Annotated in this window: 13 protein-coding genes; 3 read left to right on the top strand and 10 right to left on the bottom strand. The window is 38.4% G+C overall.

What is annotated here, in order from left to right; translation table 11 throughout:
* Window positions 1-8 precede the first annotated feature (8 nt).
* Genes FA048_RS15910 through FA048_RS15890 form a run of 5 tightly spaced genes read right to left on the bottom strand, consistent with a single transcriptional unit; the run spans window position 9 to window position 8113 of the window.
* Window positions 9-827 (bottom strand): N-acetylmuramic acid 6-phosphate etherase, encoded by an 819-nt coding sequence (locus FA048_RS15910; RefSeq protein WP_136842916.1) that lies wholly within the window; start codon window positions 825-827, stop codon window positions 9-11.
* Window positions 828-865: 38 nt separating this feature from the next.
* The gene (locus FA048_RS15905; RefSeq protein WP_136842914.1) at window positions 866-1960 is read right to left on the bottom strand and encodes a family 43 glycosylhydrolase; all 1095 of its coding nucleotides are present in this window, start codon (window positions 1958-1960) and stop codon (window positions 866-868) included.
* 1 nt (window position 1961) lies between these two features.
* Window positions 1962-3161: a BT_3987 domain-containing protein gene (locus tag FA048_RS15900; RefSeq protein ID WP_136842912.1), complete on the bottom strand. Its 1200-nt coding sequence runs from the start codon at window positions 3159-3161 to the stop codon at window positions 1962-1964.
* Between the two features lie 27 nt (window positions 3162-3188).
* Window positions 3189-4994, bottom strand: a complete 1806-nt coding sequence (locus FA048_RS15895; protein WP_136842910.1) for a RagB/SusD family nutrient uptake outer membrane protein — start codon at window positions 4992-4994, stop codon at window positions 3189-3191.
* Window positions 4995-5002: 8 nt separating this feature from the next.
* The gene (locus tag FA048_RS15890) at window positions 5003-8113 is read right to left on the bottom strand and encodes a SusC/RagA family TonB-linked outer membrane protein (RefSeq protein ID WP_225872561.1); all 3111 of its coding nucleotides are present in this window, start codon (window positions 8111-8113) and stop codon (window positions 5003-5005) included.
* 426 nt (window positions 8114-8539) lie between these two features.
* Between FA048_RS15890 and FA048_RS15885 the strand changes: the two genes are divergently transcribed.
* Window positions 8540-9289, top strand: coding sequence for a DeoR/GlpR family DNA-binding transcription regulator (locus FA048_RS15885; RefSeq protein ID WP_136842908.1), 750 nt, complete (start codon window positions 8540-8542; stop codon window positions 9287-9289).
* Window positions 9290-9338: 49 nt separating this feature from the next.
* Here FA048_RS15885 and FA048_RS15880 read toward each other — a convergent pair whose 3' ends face one another.
* The 4 genes from FA048_RS15880 to FA048_RS15865 all read right to left on the bottom strand — a co-directional run bounded on the left by FA048_RS15880 (window position 9339) and on the right by FA048_RS15865 (window position 17246).
* Complete coding sequence (locus FA048_RS15880; RefSeq protein WP_136842905.1) at window positions 9339-10967, bottom strand: sodium:solute symporter family transporter; 1629 nt, start codon at window positions 10965-10967, stop codon at window positions 9339-9341.
* 473 nt (window positions 10968-11440) lie between these two features.
* A complete protein-coding gene (locus FA048_RS15875; RefSeq protein WP_136842902.1) occupies window positions 11441-13126 on the bottom strand; it encodes a RagB/SusD family nutrient uptake outer membrane protein in 1686 nt (561 codons plus the stop codon).
* Between the two features lie 96 nt (window positions 13127-13222).
* A complete protein-coding gene (locus tag FA048_RS15870; protein WP_136842900.1) occupies window positions 13223-16237 on the bottom strand; it encodes a SusC/RagA family TonB-linked outer membrane protein in 3015 nt (1004 codons plus the stop codon).
* A gap of 118 nt (window positions 16238-16355) precedes the next feature.
* On the bottom strand, window positions 16356-17246 hold the full coding sequence (locus tag FA048_RS15865) for an inositol oxygenase family protein (RefSeq protein ID WP_136842897.1): 891 nt from the start codon (window positions 17244-17246) through the stop codon (window positions 16356-16358).
* A 144-nt stretch (window positions 17247-17390) separates the two neighbouring features.
* On the opposite strand from FA048_RS15865, the gene FA048_RS15860 reads away from it, so the two are divergent.
* Together FA048_RS15860 and FA048_RS20135 are read left to right on the top strand one after the other, a co-directional pair.
* Window positions 17391-18401 carry a LacI family DNA-binding transcriptional regulator gene (locus FA048_RS15860; protein ID WP_136842895.1) on the top strand — a complete coding sequence of 337 codons (1011 nt, stop codon included), beginning with the start codon at window positions 17391-17393 and terminating at the stop codon, window positions 18399-18401.
* Window positions 18394-18645, top strand: coding sequence for a JAB domain-containing protein (locus FA048_RS20135; RefSeq protein WP_225872560.1), 252 nt, complete (start codon window positions 18394-18396; stop codon window positions 18643-18645). The genes FA048_RS15860 and FA048_RS20135 overlap by 8 nt, the downstream gene beginning before the upstream one ends.
* Window positions 18646-18736: 91 nt before the next feature.
* Here the strand turns inward: FA048_RS20135 and FA048_RS15850 are convergent, their stop codons facing one another.
* Entirely contained in the window at window positions 18737-20050 is a 1314-nt protein-coding gene (locus FA048_RS15850; protein ID WP_136842893.1) for a hypothetical protein, read from the bottom strand.
* Between the last annotated feature and the right edge of the window lie 87 nt (window positions 20051-20137).

Raw genomic sequence — 20137 nt, 5'->3', positions numbered from 1 at the left:
TGAGTAAATTAAATATGCTTTTTCATTATATTTTCCATTGCCTCTTTCACGGTTCCATGAGCTAGTAGGATAGATTTTGCCTCTTCATAATTTTTAATCTCCGCTTTTTGCATGAGCATTTTAACCCCACGATCTAAGATTTTATCATTGATGAGTTTAACATTTACCATATTATTCCCTTCAATTCGTCCAATTCTGGTCATTACCGTAGTTGATATCATATCGAACAACATTTTCTGGGCTGTTCCGCATTTCATTCTTGTACTTCCTGTAATAAACTCCGGCCCTGTAACCACTTCAACTGGATAATCTGCCTGGTCGGCGATCGGTGATGATGGATTACTCACAATACATCCAGTGGTGACATTTAATGACCTACATCTTTTTAGGCCTTCCAGCACAAATGGTGTAGTTCCACTGGCTGAAATACCAACTACGATATCGCCAGTATTTACTCCCGCATCTACTAAGGCATTCCAACCTTCTTCTAACTCATCTTCTTTTTCTTCAAGCGCATCTGCCATTCGCTCTATTCCACCTGCAAGAATAGCATTATAGATACCATTAGGCAAACCATAGGTGGTTGGAAGTTCAATTACATCCAATACTGATAAACGGCCACCGCTACCTGCGCCGAGGTAAAACATTCTTCCACCAGCATTCAATTTATCAACTATAGCTGAAATCAGCTTATTTATACTTGGAAGCTCTCCTTCTATAACTTTGGCCACTTTAGCATCTTCTTGATTAATGTACCTTGTTAATTCTTCTACCGACTTGGTTTCTAAATGATCGTACAAGGATGGTTGTTCTGTAATTCGTGTCATATGTGTTATTTTAATTGTCAAAGTATATTTATTGGGATTTAAAATTCAGGTGCTTTTCTAAGCATATCGCCTGGAATTTCATTTTCGATAACTGGCCAGTCGCCAATCCAGTTAATTTTATCGAGCATTAGTGTGCGGCGACTAGCACCACCCGGAACTATTGGATTTGATTTAAGAATAGCATGATACAAAAGCCAATCGGTTCCGTTCTTGTCTGTCATAATTCTTGAGTTATGTCCTGGACCAGCATATTTATCGTTACCAGCAATGAGTAAGGTTCCGTTACCTCTCTCCGTAATGTTGCGGCCATCCTTATCAAGATATGGTCCAAGCAGTGAGGTAGACCTCGCCACTCTTACCTGATAGGTACTAGCAGAACCATTGCAGCAGCTTCCCTTTGAGCCGAAGAAATAATAATAATTGTTTCTTTTGTGAATCATGACTGCCTCAAAATCACCCGCTGCGATTTTCACTTTGCTGGCTAAATTCTTTACCAAAAAGCCATCTTCCCCTAATTCCACAACATAAGTCCCCTGATTTAAAGCGGTGCTGTAGCTACCAAAGAAGAGATATTTCTTATCATCTTCGGCGAAGTAAAAAGGGTCAATAGTGTTGGGCACACCTACCTCATTACTGAGAAAAAGCTTTCCCTTATCAACAAATGGTCCAGCAGGATTACCTGCTACCGCTACTCCTATTCCAGGATTGGTATCGCCCCAAACAGAATAGGAATAATATAGGTAATACTTGTTATTAACAAGCACTACATCTGGAGCCCAAATACCTCCATCTGTTTTCCATTGCGGCTTTATGGTAAATGCATTGCCCACTACAGTCCATTTAACCAAGTCCAAAGACCTAATCACTGGAACTAACCTATTGCCCTGTCCATCTCCCCAATTGTCTTCTGTTCCGTATCCGTAGAACCATCCATCTGCTGCTTTAATGATAGCAGGATCGGCTAATACAGGTTCAAAAACTGGGTTGTTAAACTGTGTTGGCTGAGTTGGCAATGGTTTCTCTTCCTCCTTATTGCCGGGTGCATTGCTTTTACTACAAGCCGTGAACAAGAGGAATAGCAAGGCGTAGCGTATCGCACCTTTCCATAAAGTTTGAAATTGCTTAATTGTCATCTTATTTTTTTAATGGCCAAAAGCCAATTGGGTTAAATTTATATCTCCAAAGATCACCTGCAGCATCTAGGGCAAGTAGATCTTTGCCTGCCGAAAACACTAAAGTATACATGTCCCAGCCACTACCAACTTTGAGCTTGTTCCCAAACGTACCATCATCCGCTAAGGGAAATTGATACATATCACCATTAGCCTCAATGGCAAGTAAGGAGTTTTCATAGGGTATAACTTGGGTGAAAGCTCCCCATCCACTACCAATAGTTTTGATTCTACCGAAATCAAAATTACCAGCAGCATCTAATGGATACATCGCCATACTTCCTGCGCCATCAATTCCAAGCAATAAACCTTTATAGGGAATGATTTTTGTAAAAATTCCCCAGCCAAAGCCAATGGTCTTGCTCGCTCCGAAATTGCCATTCTTATCTATCATGTACTGGGCAATATCGCCTCCACCAGCAGCAAACCTTCCGATTAGACGGTTACCTCCATAGTAAAAAATAGTATTAAATATATTCCAGCCTGCTCCAATTTGACGTGGTGTACTAAATGTTCCATTGGTGTTAGCAGGGTAAAGCATCAGGGGTCCATTGGGACTTCTACCGATGATATCCCCATTAAAATCGAAGAACATGGCACCCGCATTAGCCCCGAAAGCATAAGCTTTCTCGCGAGGCACTTCTCCTGGGGCGTAAGAGCCCGTGATGAGGAAATAAGTGGTGCTTAGGTCTGAGTTCACCTTGGCATCTGCAGCTGTAATGCTAACCGGGAGTAAATAAGATTGGAATGGTTGGATAAAACCCTGGGTTTTAATGGTTAGACTTAAAATACCCGTGCTCTTGCTTCCCTCATTTATTCTTGCTTCTGGATTTACCAGTGTATAACTGCCAGCAGGCATTGGTTTATAGCTAGTCCCATTTTTTAAGTTAAATTCATTCACCAATGCTTCAATAACCCCGAATTTTACATTGATATTGTTGTTATTGTCTAAGCTCCCGCCAAGGTAGGCACTATATTTTAGCGTATATACTGAGGGGGTAATACTAATGCTATTGACTATTGGATTAGCAACAGCCTGGGGCATATAAAGCTTTGAATAATTCTCAGCACCCTGAATGTTTAAATCAACATCAACCTTTTTACTGCATCCTGCCAACAAGACACAGAAAATCAAGGACGAAATCTGTAATATCTTTTTCATGATTTGTTTTTTAATATTATAATTCAATTACCATCCAGGGTTTTGCACCATACTTGCGTTTTTATCTATCTCATCCTGTGGAATGGGAAACAAATAATGTTTCGGAGCTTGAAAAATCCTAGTTTCAATTAAGGTACGATGATAGAAATTATCGTCTTTAAGGTTAGTACCGGCAGAAATATTCATACCGTAAACCCTCGCTTTATCAGTCTGCTCCGCAATCTTCCATCTGTGGCAATCGAAATATCGATGGGTTTCAAAGGCCAATTCAACCCTGCGTTCATTTCTAATGCGTGCACGCATAGTCTCTTTAGTTAAAGAAGTGGGTAATGATGGCATACCTGCCCTATTGCGAATTGCATTTATCGCAGTATAAACGCCGTTTACTGGACCTTGAGCTTCATTTAATGCCTCTGCATAATTCAGGTACATTTCGCCAAGGCGGAAAAATATCCATGTTTTAAGTGAGTAGCGTTGTTGGGTGAGGCTTACCCCAGGGTCTATAAATTTTTTAAGTAGATAACCTGTAGTATTGTAATCGCGACCAGCATTACCCCTACCATCTGCTCCTGTTTGCCAAAACTGCACTCTTCTGTCTATAAAAAATGCACCGTTAAAATTAATAGTTGCATAAAAGCGTGGGTCACGACGAACATACATATTTCTGGTACCGTCAAGCCATCTGCCAGTTGGCTCATTACCAACAGCATAACCCGCTTCTTGATAACCTGATGCTGGATTTACAATAGGTGAGTCATCAGTGTTGTAACCTGTAATTGGGGCCATACCATTATCCATCTCATATGCATCTATCTGTCCTTGTGTAGGGTTCCAACCATTCCAACCTCCCAAACTACCAGGGAAAGCACATTTCTCCATCCAGGCATCCCTACCCGAGTTTCTAGCAAATAACACTTCGGGATTATTGTTCTCGATAAATAATTGCTGGTAATTTTTAACAGGATCTGCATAATTCCTAAACAGGTGATAACCTGCAGCTTCGCATTTGGTTATGCACTCTTGAGCTGCTTGCGCTGCAAGTGTCCACTTGCTTTCGTCATATTGTTGGGAGAATAATTTGCTTCCCTCATTGTCGGCAAACGATTTGTAGTCGGGGTTTCCGTTCCATAAAGGACTGGCATTATAGAGCAGCACTCTCGCTTTAAGTGCCAATGCCGCAGCTGCAGTTGGTCTTCCCAAATCACGGCTTTCCACTACATTCATAGGCAAGAGTGTAATTGCCTTATTGCATTCATCTACAACAAATTTCACACAGATATCTAAAGGCTTACGACGAATCTTGGTAAAATCATCTGCCACATCTGCACTGTAATCCATAATAGGTACAGGTCCATAAATTCTCATTAATTGAAAGTGATAAAATGCACGAAGAAAGACAGCCTCACCAATCCAACGGTCTTTTGTGGTTTGTGTAAATTCAGTAGATAAAGGGGTAATGTTGATATGTTCTAAAAAGATATTAGACTTTCTGATCCCCTCGTACATGTTCTTGTAAATCTGCCCAGCTACATTAAAAGAGTTCCATGCACCTTTGTTCATCAGTTTAGGAAATTTCTCAGGCCATGGAATATTCATTTCGTCTGAGGCAATAATGAACGGGTTTACATCAGCCAGATCTGTAAAATAAATTTCATTAGGGAGACCAGCATAAATATCAACCAAAAAAGCCTCGGCATATTTACGCTGTTTAAATGCCTCTTCTATAGTAATATCTTCATCAGGACCTTTATCCAAAAAATCTTTTTGGCAGGCACTAATTAAAACTAATTGCATTACCATTAGGCTGCAGATGATATATTTTAGTTTTTTCATGTTCAGTTCTATTTAAAATTAATCTGTAAACCAGCATTCAGAGATCGTTGCAAAGGATAACCACCAGTACCATCATTCGATTCAGGATCGATGATCTTAATATAGTCCCAGGTAACTAGGTTAACTCCATTAACAAAAACTCGGAGATTACTAATGCCAATTCTATTTGTTACTCTTTTTGGCAAAGTGTAACCAATTTCAGCATTTCTTAACCTCAGGTAATTCCCGTTACGCATCCACAGCGTTGAGTTTACGTAGTTATTAGGATTATTACCAACATCTATTGCTGGATAGCGGGCATTTGGATTTGAGGGTGTCCATCTGTTATCATAATATTCAGTTAAAACATTATTAACTCCTAGCCCATCATAAAATGGCCACATTGAAAAACCACTCAAGAAAACACTGGTACGGGCCGCCCCCGTGAAATAAACACTTGCGTCGAAACCTTTAAAAGATATGGTACCACCAAATCCAAATGACATTTCGGGCAATCTTGGATATCCTACCGGAATTTGGTCAAATGAGTCGATAACACCATCGCCGTTGATGTCTTTATATTTCACATCACCAACACGAACTTTGGAGAAGGTTTGTGCTGGACTTGTTGCTATTTCTTCCTCGCTCTGAAAAAATCCGTCGGCCACGAATGCAAAAGACTGACCTAATCTCAAACCTTTTCCGGTTAGGTAAGGATATTTTTTAGCTGGTTCATCATTTTCTATTACCTTATTTCTGGCGAAGGTAAAATTCCCTCTAAAAGCATAAAATAAACCTCCTGGTGTAGTATGTTTAACTTCTAGTAAAGCATCAATACCTTTATTATTAACCTTGCCTAAATTGGCATAAGGAATTGACCAAGGAAAGAATCCAGCTACAGCAGGAACCGTATTTCTTTGAAGTAGAATATCTTGGCGTTTCTCACTAAAAACATCCACCTGAAGGGTTAACTGATTGTTAAAGAAACCTAGGTCCATCCCAATGTTACTTTTCTGCGCAGTTTCCCAGGTTACATTTTCATTCCCAATCGCATTTTCCTCCATCCCATGCAGCACTTCCTGACCAGGCCCAAAGGCATACGATTGGCCTTGTGTTTTAATGGTGCTTAGGAATAAAAATCGCTGGCTAATTTGGTCATTACCCACTCTGCCATGAGACGCCCTGAATTTTAAAGTAGAAATTGCAGGCACTTTCCAAAAATGTTCGTTAGATACTACCCAGCCCGCTGAAAATGATGGAAAGAAACCATATCTTTTTCCCGCTGGAAAATTCTCAGAACCGTTATAGCCAAAATTAATTTCAGCGAAATAACGATTGTCGAAACCATAAGTTGTCCGTCCGGCAAGGCCCTGTCTGCGATAAGGAATATTCAGGATTGAAGAACTTGCAGTAAGACTTACATAATCACGTTGGTTAAATAACAACATCGAAGAAACATCATGACGTCCGAAACTACGGCTGTAATTCAATTGCATTTCATTGTAAATAGCCCTGTCAGCAGCATTGGAGTATGAATAGGCCAAAGGCTGCTCCTCTCTAAAGGAAGTGCTGTATAAATCCTCACCAGAAACAGGGTCCTTGCCCAAATATCTTTTAACTTCAAATTGTTTAGCTCTCCCGTTGTTTGTTTGTGCAATGCGATCATAAGAAAACAATGCCCTAAGCGATAAACCTTTTGTAATAAAAGAAGAAAGATCCCAAGTTGCGCCAAAAGTTCCCTGCAAAGTACTTCGATCTTGTGTGAGGTAACCAGATTGAGTAGACCTTCCCCATGGATTCCAGCCGATATAGGTTTGTGCGCCACCAGGGCTGCCATCAGGGTTGGTTACGGGAAACGCGATAGGCGATACAACCTTTAAAGATTGAAATATATCTCCTACACCAAATCCGGGATAATTCCCATTTTGGATAATTCCACCTAAGCTCAAATTCATTGTCAAACTCTTAGACAGGTTGAGATCAATGTTACTCCTGAAATTGTAACGTTTGATATTGGCATTGGTATTAAACTTGTTTGTCTCATCTTGTTTATACAATCCATCTTGTAAGGTAAATCCTACGTTTGTATAATATTTAATGATCTCTGTACCACCTGTTACACTTAGATTTTGGATGGTTTGCCAGGTATTTTCCTTCAAAACCGCTTCAGTCCAATTTGAATTTGGGTATAGATATGGATCAGAGCCATCATAAAATTTCTTTATTTCTTGGTCGCTCCATCTTGGAGACTGCTTTGCATTCACCAATGCTTCATTCATTAACGATGCGTATTGACCGCCATTGATATATTCTGGCAGTCGCAGAGCCCTTAAAGTAGCTACTTCAGATCGGTAGGTTACCGAAGGTTTACCCAATTCGCCCCGTTTAGTATTGATCAGTATAACGCCATTGGCACCCCGAACTCCATAAATTGCAGTTGCAGAAGCATCTTTCAAAATGGTGAAACTTTCAATTTCTTGCGCATTGATTACATTCATGTCCCGCTCTACCCCATCAATAAGCACCAAAGGACCATTACTACCAAAAGTAGACAAGCCTCTAATATATACTTGGGCCGCATCGCCACCTGGCTCACCACTTGCCTGTCTGGTAATAATCCCTGGCAGCTTACCGGCAATGGCATTTGTTAATGAAGGTGTAGAAACACGCTCCAACTCCTTAACAGAAATTGTAGATAATGAGGCGGTAACAGATATTTTCTTTTGAGTTCCGTACCCGATAATTGCCACCTCATTCAATTTCTTTTCATCATCTGGCAAAAGCTGAATAGTAATAAAGTCTTTTACATTAGCACTGATCATTTGAGATTTGTAACCGATGAAGAAAAACTGAATGGAGTCTGTTTCACTTTTGGTTGTCAAAGAAAATTCTCCATTGGAATTAGTGATTGTGCCAAGCTGACTCCCCTTAACCTTTACCGAGACACCCGGCATTGGGTAATTTTTTTCGTCAACAACTTTACCATTTACTATTCCCCGATTCGGCTCCTGAAAAAACATGCTTTCAGTTCGGTATGCCATTGTTGATTTCCCCCCTATATCTGAATAAGAGGGATGGTCACCTGCTCTTGCCTCTGTTATAAACAACAGCAAAAACATTAGTTGTAGAATTCTGTACATATAGTTTGTTGAATAGGTTACTTAGTAAAAACGCAAACATGCAATTAAAGTCTTTTAAATCCCACAAATTGCTACGCATTGGTTATTTGCGTTTTTTATGCGTTTTATAATACAAATATAAACGCAATAAAATAGCATCCAAATTTTTTTAACAAAAAATATACTTTTTCGCTTAAAATGCTCATATATGAAGTATTTGAAGTAAATTAATTCCAAATTCAAGCAAAGCTTGGCTATAAAAAATAGAATATAAAAAACCGCATTAAAAATGCATCGATTACTATCATTTGTAGTTAGGGTTGCAAATAAAGTGCAAAAAAACTAATTTTAAGCTAGCAAATTTATTATGCAGACCTTAAAACCGCAAAACAATAAACCAATCCTTATATTTGAATATTCTTACAATCTAATTATCGACTCAGAAACATGCGAAAAGAAGAAAGACATAAATTGATCATGAGAGAAATAAACCTGCACAACAAGGTTTTATCTACTGATTTAAGTACTTTATTAAACATTTCGGATGACACGGTAAGGCGTGACCTTAAAGAACTTGCTGAAACAGGAATGCTTCTAAAAGTGCATGGCGGAGCCGCTAGCAAGTCGTTTGTTTCGCCATTTAATGCACAGAATGAAGTTTATGCGTTAAACGAGAAAAAGAAAATAGCGGAAAAAACATTAAAGCTTATCAAAAATGAAATGGTTATCCTTACTGAAGGCGGAACAACCATACTTGAACTAGCCAGGATGATCCCTGAAAATTTGCGAGTTACATTTTTCACTATTAGCCCACAAGTATCAATCACTTTATCAGACCATAGTAACCTTGAAGTAATTACTATTGGTGGCAAATTGAATAAAAATGCAAATCTTCATGTTGGCGCCAGTGTAATTAATCAACTGGTAGATATTAAAGTAGACCTTTGTCTGTTAGGCGCAAATGCTTTTTCTTCAGAAGAAGGACTTACCGATATGGATTGGGACATTGTTCAGGTTAAAAAGGCCATCATCCGTTCTTCAAAAAAAACGGCAGTATTAAGTATTTCCGAAAAACTAAACAGCGCACAAAGAATAAGAATTTGTGGCCCAAACCAAATCAACTACCTCATTACAGAATTACCACCTGATAGCCCTCTCCTGACCAATTACAGAAATGACAACTTAATCCTGCTTTAAAGTCAGCCACTCGAGCTAAAGTCAATTAAGGGTGCCCGAAAACTACTATTTACCAAAAAATGGTATATAAAGCGGTCAGGATACCCATAATGATGATAGCGCCAATGGCAAAACTAGTACTGATTTTAAACATAGACGTATCAACCTCAATGGCCTGTTCATTTGTTAAGGTCTGTGGTTTCATTAAACTAATACCAACCATTAACAACACAATTACCACAAAGTCTATTTCCATTCTATTAAAAAATGGCAAATCTGGGAAGGCACCATTTGTCCACACCGGTAAAAACTTTAGCACCGTAGAGAGCGGAATGGTAATCAATGCACCTACCATTGCAGCGGCAGCCGTTGTACGTTTCCAAAAGAAGCCCAACAAGAAAATAGCTAGTACCCCTGGCGAAATAAAGCCTACATATTCCTGGATAAACTGATAGGCCTGATCTAATGATTTTAGTGCAGGGGTTACAATGGCAGCTATGGTCATTGAAATGGCAACCGCCCAACGGCCAACCTTAACCATTTTGCGGTCTGAGGCATCTTTGTTAAAGAATTTCTTATAAATATCTAACGAAAAAATTGTTGAGATACTGTTTGCCTTACCTGCCAATGAAGCCACTATGGCAGCGGTAAGTGCAGCAAAGGCAACTCCCTTTAGTCCAGGAGGCAATAGGTTCATTAAGGTAGGATACGCATGGTCTGGCTTAATTACCCCATCACTTGCCATCTCTGTCTGGAACAAACCTTTATTGTGTAGTACAAACATAACAATACCTGGCAGCACGGCGATAACCGGCACAAGCAACTTTAAAAATGCGGCAAATAAAATCCCTTTACGAGCTGTATTCAGATCGGCACCCAGGGCACGTTGTACAATGTACTGGTTGCAGCCCCAATAAGCCAGGTTGTTTATGAGCATACCGCCTATAAGTATAGATAGACCCGGTAATTTGTCATAATATTTATCAGACGAATTAAAGATCATGTGGAAGTGGGTCGGCGCTTCCTTGCGGAGCACAGAGAGGCCTGCAAAAATATCATTGCCAAAACCATACTCATTAGAAAGCAGGGAAAGTGCCAGATAGGTGGTAACCAGACCGCCAATAATCAATACCAGCACTTGGATTACATCTGTATAACCGATTACCTTCATCCCCCCTAGGGTTACAATCATAGAGAAAATACTCAGGCCTACAATGCACCATTCGAAACTAATGTTAGAGATAGAGGAAATGGCCAATGCACCCAAATATATAATAGAGGTAAGGTTTACAAATACATAAACCAATAACCAAAAAACCGCCATTACTGTACTCACCTTATCATTATATCGCTTGGCGAGAAACTGGGGCATGGTAAAAATCTTATTTTTAAGATATACCGGTATAATAAAAACAGCCACAATAATCAGTGTAGCCGCTGCCATCCATTCATATGAAGCAATGGCCAGGCCTAGAGCGAAACCCGAGCCAGACATACCGATAAAATGTTCTGCAGAAATGTTGGAGGCGATTAGGGAGGCACCAATTGCCCACCAGGTAAGCGATCCTTCCGCCAGGAAAAAGTCTTTGGAGCTTATATCTTTTGACTTCTTTTTGTGATAAATGTAATAGCCATAGGATGAGATGGCAATAAAATAGATAAAAAAGACAATATAGTCTGCCGTTTGTAAATGGTTCATTATTTGGTTAGTTTTTTGGTTAGTTATTAAATGTACAAATTTTGTATGATGGAAATTCCATCATAGTAGTTCATTACATTATTGAGCTATTGTTTTATAATAACTTACGTTATTACCTTTTTATAGCTGGGTCGTCATTGCGAGGAACGAAGCAATCTTAAAGCGATTGGTTATGTCGCTTTGCTTACGTGGTAGGATTGCTCATCCTTGGTGGGTGGCTCACCAACCAATAATTAGATGTCGTATGTGCTTTCCTCCCCCTTACCCCCTCAATGAGGGGGACAGTAAAGTCGCCTACCTACAATTCGCCATATAGCACTTTAGTATTTCCAACATACAGGTATGCTCCCTGTGTCCCCCGCTGGCGGGGGTTGGGGGTGGTTATTTAACCCCTTAGTTAGTGTCTCATAAATCAACAACTAATCACATAAAAAGGCCGTCCTTTCAGACGGCCTCTTTATAATCATATATCCTTAATAACTTGCATTCTGTACTAAATAGCCAGGCAAGTTAGAAGCTCCATCCATTGCTGTTTGAGGAATAGGAAAAAGTCTTTTTCTTACATCAGTATTTGTTTTTTCTGTCCATGTACCTTCATATTTTCCAAAACGGATCATGTCAGTACGTCTAACCATCTCCCAATAGAACTCAAATCCTCTTTCGCGGAACAACAAATCAAGTGTAATAGCTGGAAGTGCTGGCGCAGGTGTAGAAGCTGTTCTTGCAGCTCTTACGGTATTCACATCAGCCAATGCTGTTGCATCACCCTTTCTCAATTTTGCTTCAGCACGCATTAAATAGATGTCTGCTAAACGCAAGATGATAATATCATGCTCACCAAAGTTTCTTCCACTTACAGAGGTTTTACTGAACTCATATTTAAGCACTCGGTATCCGGTATTGTAATTACTTCCGGCAATTGTAAAATCTACCTGCTCTGTAAAATCAACTGGTAAAGTGGGTCTGCTACGTGTATCATAGAATAATTTATCTACCTGCATTTTTCCATCAGGACACTTAACAAAAGAAACAACACCATTAGTTGTAACTCTTTTCAATCCATATTGTGGGCCCCTAAGTATACCGCGATTCATATTGAAAGCAGCTGCATCAACGCAACTTGTAACCTGTGGCAAGTTTTGTTTGTAAAAACGTGGATCAACAGCTGCTGGATCAACTGGCGCATAAGCGTTTACCCAAGTGCGGTAAAAATCTGACGTAATAGATGGCCCGTCAGTTCCATTTGAGCCAGTATAAGCTGGCAATGGAAATTGGTCACCAGAAATAGAGAAATAGGCCATACGGTTATGACCATTTAAGTCTGCACGTTGATCTACTGCAAATATGATTTCCTTATTGTTATGGTTATTATCATTAAAAAGAGAGAAATAATCGGCAGCTAAATTGTAGCTACCAGAACTAATGATTTTATTACAATAATCTATGGCAGCATCCATATCTTCAGTTTTGAAGTTAAATGATGTAGCATAAACATCTCTATAAACTGCTGCATTCATGTGCAAACGTGCCAATAAACCCCATACAGCAGCTTTGGTAATTCTACCTGGACCTGTTGTATTATCTAATACAGGCTCAATAGCTAACAATTCAGATTTAATATAACCAATAGCAGCTTCCCCTCTTAAAATTTTTGAAGTTTCACTCGCATCCTCCTTAACAAAGACCAATCCGAAAAGATCTAACATCAATAAATTGTAATAAGCTCTCATACCTCTAGCTTCGGCCAAAAACAATTTAGCACTAGGATCTGGATTGGTAGGCAAAGAATTAATTGCAGTCACACTTCTCGAAATTCCAGTTACAATATTATTCCAGGTATTTCTCACGTTCGCATCAGAACTAATGTTTGCATGTTGGTGAAGTTGCAAATAAATTCCATTGTCACCCCAATCAGTACCTCCACGATAAGGTAAAATTGCTTCATCAGTTGAGATTTCTTGCAAGGCAAAATAATTGGTATGAAGAAAGACATCTTCTAATTTTGCATACACAGGGGCAATAATTCCTTCTGCTTGTTGTTTGTCTGTAAGGCCTACAACCGAAGCTTCATCAAGTACATTTTCTTCTAGTTTTGAACAACTATAGGTTACTGTTAAGCTTAGGAAAGCCAGTAACACCATTAATATTTTCGTTTTCATCGTTTTGTGATTTATTTTTAAAGGTAATGAAGCTATCATGATTTAGTTTTTTACTGTATTGTTGGTAAAATCATGATGGTGTCATGTCTGTAATTATTAAAATGAGAAGTTAAGACCAAAAATGAAAGATTTCGCTTTCGGATAACTTAGGTAATCAATGCCGTAAGACGATACGCCACCAATTGACCTATCTATATTTACTTCGGGATCGTAACCAGGATAATCAGTGATCACAAAAAGATTCTGTGCAGTAACCGATAAACGAATACTAGAGAACCATTTATTAATTCCTAAATCCTTGGTGTTTAAACTATAACCTAAGGCAACGTTGTTTAACCTTAAGAAAGCACCACTTTTAAGATACCTTGTGCTAACGAAATTATTATTGTTGATTGATTCTGCTGCATCTGCGATAGCCTCTCTCGTTGTATTGGCATTTCTTGATAAATTCAATTTAGAGAAACTCTGATTATGTGTGTAATCATAAACTTTATTCCCTGCAACACCATTAAAATTAACACTTAAGTCAAAGCCTTTATAGGCAGCACTAGCGTAGAAGCTATAAACCGTAGTTGGCAGTGCAGATCCTGCAGAAATCCTATCCTTGTCAGTACTCAAATTATCGCCATCTAGGTCACGATAAATACTTAAACCTTTGGCATCAATGCCAAGGTACTCTCTCATAAAGAACGTTCCGATTGGTTGATTGTTGACATAACCATTAATTGTTTGTCCGGTAAGACCAGCTCCGCCTACAGACCCTGCAGAGATTACTGTATATGGTGAGTTTTCTACTTTGTTTTTAGAATAGGTAATGTTACCGCCAATATTGTAAGTAAAACCATTGTCTGCTTGATGTCTGTAGTCTAATTCGAATTCTATACCCTTGTTGGTTACCGTCATGTCCTTAACATTGCCCCAAACTTCTGTAGCTGGTTGAATCGGGTCTGCAGGAATTACTTGTAATAAAATGTTATCTGATACTTTTCTAAATACATCAATTGTACCAGTCAACGCTCCTTTGAACAAGCCGAAATCAAGACCTATATCTGTTTGTTTTGAAGTTTCCCACTGAATATCCGGATTAGCCAATCTTGTATAAGTGGTACCTGCCGGATAAGCACCCGTAGGATAAAGTGGATAACCAGAAGCTGCTAATGAACTAAATAGCGCTTGTGTAATTTTAGGTGGAATTTCCTGATTACCCGTTACACCATATCCTGCTCTTAATTTCAAATTGCTAAATATCGAGTTCTTCATGAATTCTTCTTCAGAAATTTTCCATCCAGCCGAGAAAGAAGGGAAATAACCATACTTGTTATTCGCACCAAACTTAGATGACCCATCAGCCCTGAAATTAGCTGTAAATAAGTATTTATTATTAAATTGATAAGTTACCCTACCGAAGAACGATTGTAATTCGTTGATGAAAGCAAAGCCACCTGGCCTGTTATTGGCCAATGTTAAATCTTGTCCAACACCTGGGTTATAAATAGGATCAATTCCTCCTGCTAAAAATCTATTGATACTTGTATTTCTTTGTTGCACGAAAATTCTTTGATAAGAATGTCCAGCCAAGGCAGAAACGTTATGCTTAGTATTAGCCCAGTTGTAGGTGAGGTAATTTTCTATCAATGTATTCTTGTTGATGTTGTTGAAAGTTTCTAATCTACTCTCACGAGTTGTGATAGGGTTTGGCATGTTCAGCCAGTCACGTGTAGCTGTTGAATTATCAATACCTAAATTTGCCTTATAAACAAGACCCTTTATGATCCTCAAAGAGGGAGAAACGTTGCCGATTAAGCGATTCGTAATCGTGGTTTCTTTTTCAAGATCAAAATAAAAGGCTGGATTGGGAGCAATTAGGCTAGCAATTGGATTACCATTAGCATCGCTAGCAGGATAGGTGGGATTATTAGTTACAATGTTTGCTAAAATAGTGCTAATTGGTGGACGTGTTTGCTTGGTATTCGCCACATTCAGGTTCATGTCTAAGATTAATCGATCTTCTAAGAATTTCTGAGTTACATTAAATCTTCCAGAATACCTGTTCAAATCGTTTTTCTTGATAATACCTTCTTGTTTTTGGGCACCGATAGAAGCGAAATACGCCAGTTTATCAGCGCCTCCCCCTAAATTTATGTTGTAATTCTGTGTTAAGGCAGTTCTCATGGCCTCTTTTTGCCAATCGGTATTCCCTCCTTTGTCATCTAAAGTAGCACCAGTTTTTGGCACCTCTACACGAAATTCATCTGCTGTTAAAAGTGGCAATGCCCTGGCTAATGTTGAAACACCTAAGCTTGTGGCAACATTCAATGTTGATGTACCTGCTTTACCTCTTTTGGTAGTAACTATAATTACCCCATTCGCACCACGAGATCCGTAAATTGCAGTCGCTGATGCATCCTTCAATACATCAATTGATTCGATATCCTGTGGATTGATAAAAGTAAGTGGATCGCCACTTCCTGTGTTAGAGTTATCTAAAGGTAAACCATCAATTACATACAGCGGACTACTTCCTGATCTTACACCACCAGATCCTCTTATAATCACACCTGTAACAGATCCGGGTTCGCCACTAGCAGACGTTACGTTTACACCAGAAACTTTTCCTTGTAGCAATTGCTGCGGAGAATTGATGATCCCTTTGTTAAAATCTTCACTTTTTAAAGATTTTACAGCACCAGTTACATCTTTTTTGTTCTGCGTTCCGTAACCTACCACCACAACTTGAGATAAATCTGTAGCGTTTGCTTTTAGCGAAACATCAATTTTGGTTCTGTTACCTACCAAAATCTCTTGGGTTACGTAACCCACATACTTAATTACTAAAATGGCATTGTCGTCTGGAACGGTTATAGTGTAAGCTCCATTTCCATCGGTAGTTGTACTTTGAGTACTGCCTTTAACCATAATACCTGCGCCTGGCAAGGGGTTTCCATCTTGGGCATCCAAAACAGTTCCGGTAATGGTTTTTAATTTGATGATACTCGCTGTGCTGTTTATTGCAAATGCCTTTTCTGGAGAGAAAAAGCAACAGCTGATCAGTAGCGCCGCAGCAAATAACTTTAAACAGCGCTTTAAATAATAAAAGTAAATTTTGCTCATGTAGTTTTGTTTGGGTTTAATGTTTGAGAATAAATTGTATACATAAAAGGTTTTAGATGGTGCAAATTTATACTTCAACGCCATCTATAATGTACTATCAATATTAACTTTTGGTTAATTAAAACTTAAGTGTTGCTGGCAGATATTTGGCAACCAGCGCTTCATAATAGGGTTTTAACTTATTCCAATCTGGTACTTCCGGGTTTTTAGAATACAGATCGTAAGGGTTAAACAATTCTACCCATTTTAGCATTTCCCTGTCATGGTCATCTAACAGGTAATCATACTCACCTTCACGGTGCCACGAATAAAAAGAATGGTACCTGAGCATGTACAGCCCCCCTTCTGGAATGCGGCCTTTTAGCATGTGGTAAACATATTCATCATGGCCCCAAGACATAGTTACATTGCGCAGGCCACAACCTTTCTCATAAATGCCTAATTGGGTATTGTAAGCCGGATTAGAAAAATCTGGATTGTTTTTAAAGAATTCTGAATACACAATTTTGTCTGAAAATGCACAGCCTACCGGAAAAGTATCTCCTACAACTGCCCATTGTGGCTCATCGAACAAACAAAGCACCTTGCCCATGTCGTGCATGAGCCCCACTAACACCATCCAATCTGGGTGGCCATCTCTGCGGATGGCTTCAGAAGTTTGCAGCAGGTGCTGAAACTGATCTAAATCTGTATCAGGATCCGAATCATCAACCAGCTGATTTAAAAATTGAAAGGCATCCCAAATGGGCATTTCTTTTTTATCAAACTTTAAATAGTTATTTCGCTTTTCTTGTACAAATGCATAGGTTTGGTAGGTGTGGTTAATGCGGTAAAATTCGCGTACATGATCTTTGGTATGCTCATCATAAGTACGGTACTCTTCTGTTTTTTTTGCAGTGGCAATGCTATCCGGATCAGGGTAGCGTTGCAATAAATCATCATCCCATTCATCAAGATTGGCTAAGGGATTCACTTCTTTAGCGCTGAAATTGTTTGGAGCTGCATCCATAACTTATTTACATTTGGTTATCTCTAATTTGAAGTTTTTTTAGTTTAGTTATAGCATAATGATGGCCATTTATTTACGAAACCGTTTTCGTAATTGCTTAAAATGACCAAGAAATTTTGTAAGTTGTAACACCAAACTCGTTAAATGAAGCATATCAACATTAAAGACCTTGCGCTTGAGCTGAATCTTTCAGTTTCTACCGTTTCAAAGGCTTTAAATGACAGTTACGAAATAAGCGAAGAAACCAAAAACCGTGTACTGGAAACAGCAGCTAGGCTCAACTATGTGCCCAACCCTTATGCCAGCAGTTTAAGGGGCAGAAAAAGCAAGAACATTGGCGTGGTGATTCCCGAAGTAGCCGATAGCTTTTTTTCACTAGCCATTAACGGCATCGAATCGGTAGCCAAAACAAAAGGTTACCATGTATTGATTTGTTTAACGCATGAGAGTTTTGAAAATGAAAGAACCATTTTAAAGGAATTTCAAGGCGGAAGAGTGGATGGCGTGCTCTTATCGGTTTCTACAGAAACTACACAATGCGACCATATCAACGATTTAATTGCTAATGGTTTACCCCTTGTGTTTTTTGACCGTGCCTGCGATGAGGTAGAAACCGCAAAAATTACGACTGATGATTTTGAAAGTGCTTATAAAGCTACCACACACCTCATCCAACAAAAAGCTGATCGCATTGCTTTTTTAAGCATTTCAAAAAGTCTGTCCATCAGCAATAAAAGACTAGAAGGCTACCTCAAAGCCTTGGAAGATCATGACATTAAAGCTGACCAAAAATACATCATTGACTGCAGCAATGACGCTGAACAAAATTACCTACTAATTAAAAAACTACTGCAACAAAAAAACAAACCCAATGGCATTATAGCCTCGGTAGAAAAATTAACTACTCCTATTTACACTGCCTGTAAAGATTTAGAAATGAAAGTACCTGAAGAGCTTAAAATTGTTTGTTTCTCTAACCTAGAAATAGCCACTATCCTTAATCCTTCGCTCACTACCATTACCCAACCTGCTTTCGAAATGGGCAAAATGGCGGCAACCCTCCTATTTAAAGCTTTAGAAAATAGAAACTTTAGTTTAGTGAAGGAAGATTTTATGATACAGAGTGCGTTGGTGGTGAGGGATTCGAGTGGGTAAGTCTCCTACCGATCTGTTTTTGTGTAAGCAGCAAATTGTAGGTTTAGCCATAGCCTGCAATGCTACAAACGTTGTTTTGGCACAATGTCGTGATAGTAAAAAAACAAGGTTTGATAGTTTCGATCGTCTTTTGGTAGTGAGCTTGTTTGCTGCTTGCGAAAAGGCGGAGGTAAATATTATTGATTACTTACTTTGCCACGCAGGCAGTTATTATAGTTTTATAAATGAGGAGCTGTTAAACTAATATTGAGGTTATTCTTTTCCCCCTCTGGCTAGAATTGGCTGTGCTAGAGGGGGATTGAAAAACAACTATTAATTTTATTTATTTGAAATAATTATTTTCCTCCACCTGTTATTTTAGAGATTGCATTTGCCAGTGATTCTAAATCTTTTGAATTAATGCTTGAAAGATTTAATTCTCTTGTCTTTTCACGTTGCCTTAATGGATCTTGCAAAATCTCCTTTAATATATTTTGAACCATTGATCCATAATCTGCTTCATCGTGTTTCTTTAGCTCTTCTGCAAAAGCAATGAAAGATTTGCTCAGAACAGTTTTGTAAGCGTAATCTTCAATTAAGTTTTTTTGTTTATTGTATTGAGTTGCACAAAAAGTTGCGGCAATAACACAGAGCGACATTAAACTTATTCTACCAATGAGAGAATATAAATCGTGTTCTTTAACAACAAGAAAACAAATTCCGATAACCAATGCTGCAACAACAAAACAAATTGCTCCACTTGCCCACCAAGACAAAACATTCCCATCTACGGCTTTAGTATGCTTTTCTTGAAAAGCAGCGCTCATTCCTTCAGCAGTTTTATATTCCAAAGCCTTTTTTGCAGATTCAATAAGGTTTTGGGATTCTTTAATTATTTTGCTTTGCTCATCTCTATATATTTTTATAGTTGCTTCGAAATCTTTTGACAACAAATTCTGTTTTTCTAGTTCTTTTTCCCTAATTGTAATTTTATTTAGGAAATCCAATATCGTTGTTTTATGACTCTCAATTAAATTAACACTCGTAAGAGATTTCCCTTCAATTTCCTCTATATTTTCTAGTGTGGCATCTGCAGCAGTAATTGTTTTCTCTATTTCCGTTATTTTTGTATCAAAAACTATTATATTTTTTTCATATTGTTCTAAACTTTCATCAAATGATTTTTTTGATTCGTCAATGTCATTTTTTAAAGCCTCTGCCAAATCTGTTTTAGCCTTGATATCATTTATAAGTTCTTCCATCTCAGAATTTCTGATTTTTAAGATGTCATATTGTTTATGAAATTCTGAAAAATATTCTTTGTTTACCCGTAAATTATATTGTCTAATAATGACTTTTATTGCTTCTAAATATCCAATCACTGAATTGAAATTTGAAGCATCTAGGTAAGTTTTTAAATTTTGAAGATTAGTAGAAATGGCACTTCTTTCTACGCTAGTCGACAACCTTATAAAGAGATTTTGATGATTTACTAAAAAGTTAATATCTGAAAGTATACTTTTTATACCCTCGATTAGTCCCTTAAGTGTGTATTCACTTTCACTCCCCAATTGTTGATCTAAAGTATAACCACGTTCCTTTAAGGTTTTTGTTAAATCTGAGGTATCGAACAATAAATTTTCAATAGTTATTATTGATGCTGGTTTCATTTGAGAGCTGGTTATGTATAATAATATCTTTTATAAGTTTTTTCGGTTTTAGCTGCTTATCTAACCCTTTTTAACAAGGCCTTAATG

It is taken from the genome of Pedobacter polaris (genome assembly GCF_005116505.1).
GTDB classification, from domain to species: Bacteria; Bacteroidota; Bacteroidia; order Sphingobacteriales; family Sphingobacteriaceae; genus Pedobacter; species Pedobacter polaris.
This window is presented reverse-complemented; position numbering and strand designations above follow the sequence as displayed.

Bases quoted from the DNA above. Each gene is read 5' to 3' on its own strand.
- FA048_RS15860 (WP_136842895.1), top strand. From the start codon at position 17,391: ATGAAGCATATCAACATTAAAGACCTTGCGCTTGAGCTGAATCTTTCA.
- FA048_RS15880 (WP_136842905.1), bottom strand. From the start codon at position 10,967: ATGAACCATTTACAAACGGCAGACTATATTGTCTTTTTTATCTATTTT.
- FA048_RS15885 (WP_136842908.1), top strand. From the start codon at position 8,540: ATGCGAAAAGAAGAAAGACATAAATTGATCATGAGAGAAATAAACCTG.
- FA048_RS15890 (WP_225872561.1), bottom strand. From the start codon at position 8,113: ATGTACAGAATTCTACAACTAATGTTTTTGCTGTTGTTTATAACAGAG.
- FA048_RS15875 (WP_136842902.1), bottom strand. From the start codon at position 13,126: ATGAAAACGAAAATATTAATGGTGTTACTGGCTTTCCTAAGCTTAACA.
- FA048_RS15900 (WP_136842912.1), bottom strand. From the start codon at position 3,161: ATGAAAAAGATATTACAGATTTCGTCCTTGATTTTCTGTGTCTTGTTG.
- FA048_RS15910 (WP_136842916.1), bottom strand. From the start codon at position 827: ATGACACGAATTACAGAACAACCATCCTTGTACGATCATTTAGAAACC.
- FA048_RS15905 (WP_136842914.1), bottom strand. From the start codon at position 1,960: ATGACAATTAAGCAATTTCAAACTTTATGGAAAGGTGCGATACGCTAC.
- FA048_RS15870 (WP_136842900.1), bottom strand. From the start codon at position 16,237: ATGAGCAAAATTTACTTTTATTATTTAAAGCGCTGTTTAAAGTTATTT.
- FA048_RS15895 (WP_136842910.1), bottom strand. From the start codon at position 4,994: ATGAAAAAACTAAAATATATCATCTGCAGCCTAATGGTAATGCAATTA.
- FA048_RS15865 (WP_136842897.1), bottom strand. From the start codon at position 17,246: ATGGATGCAGCTCCAAACAATTTCAGCGCTAAAGAAGTGAATCCCTTA.
- FA048_RS15850 (WP_136842893.1), bottom strand. From the start codon at position 20,050: ATGAAACCAGCATCAATAATAACTATTGAAAATTTATTGTTCGATACC.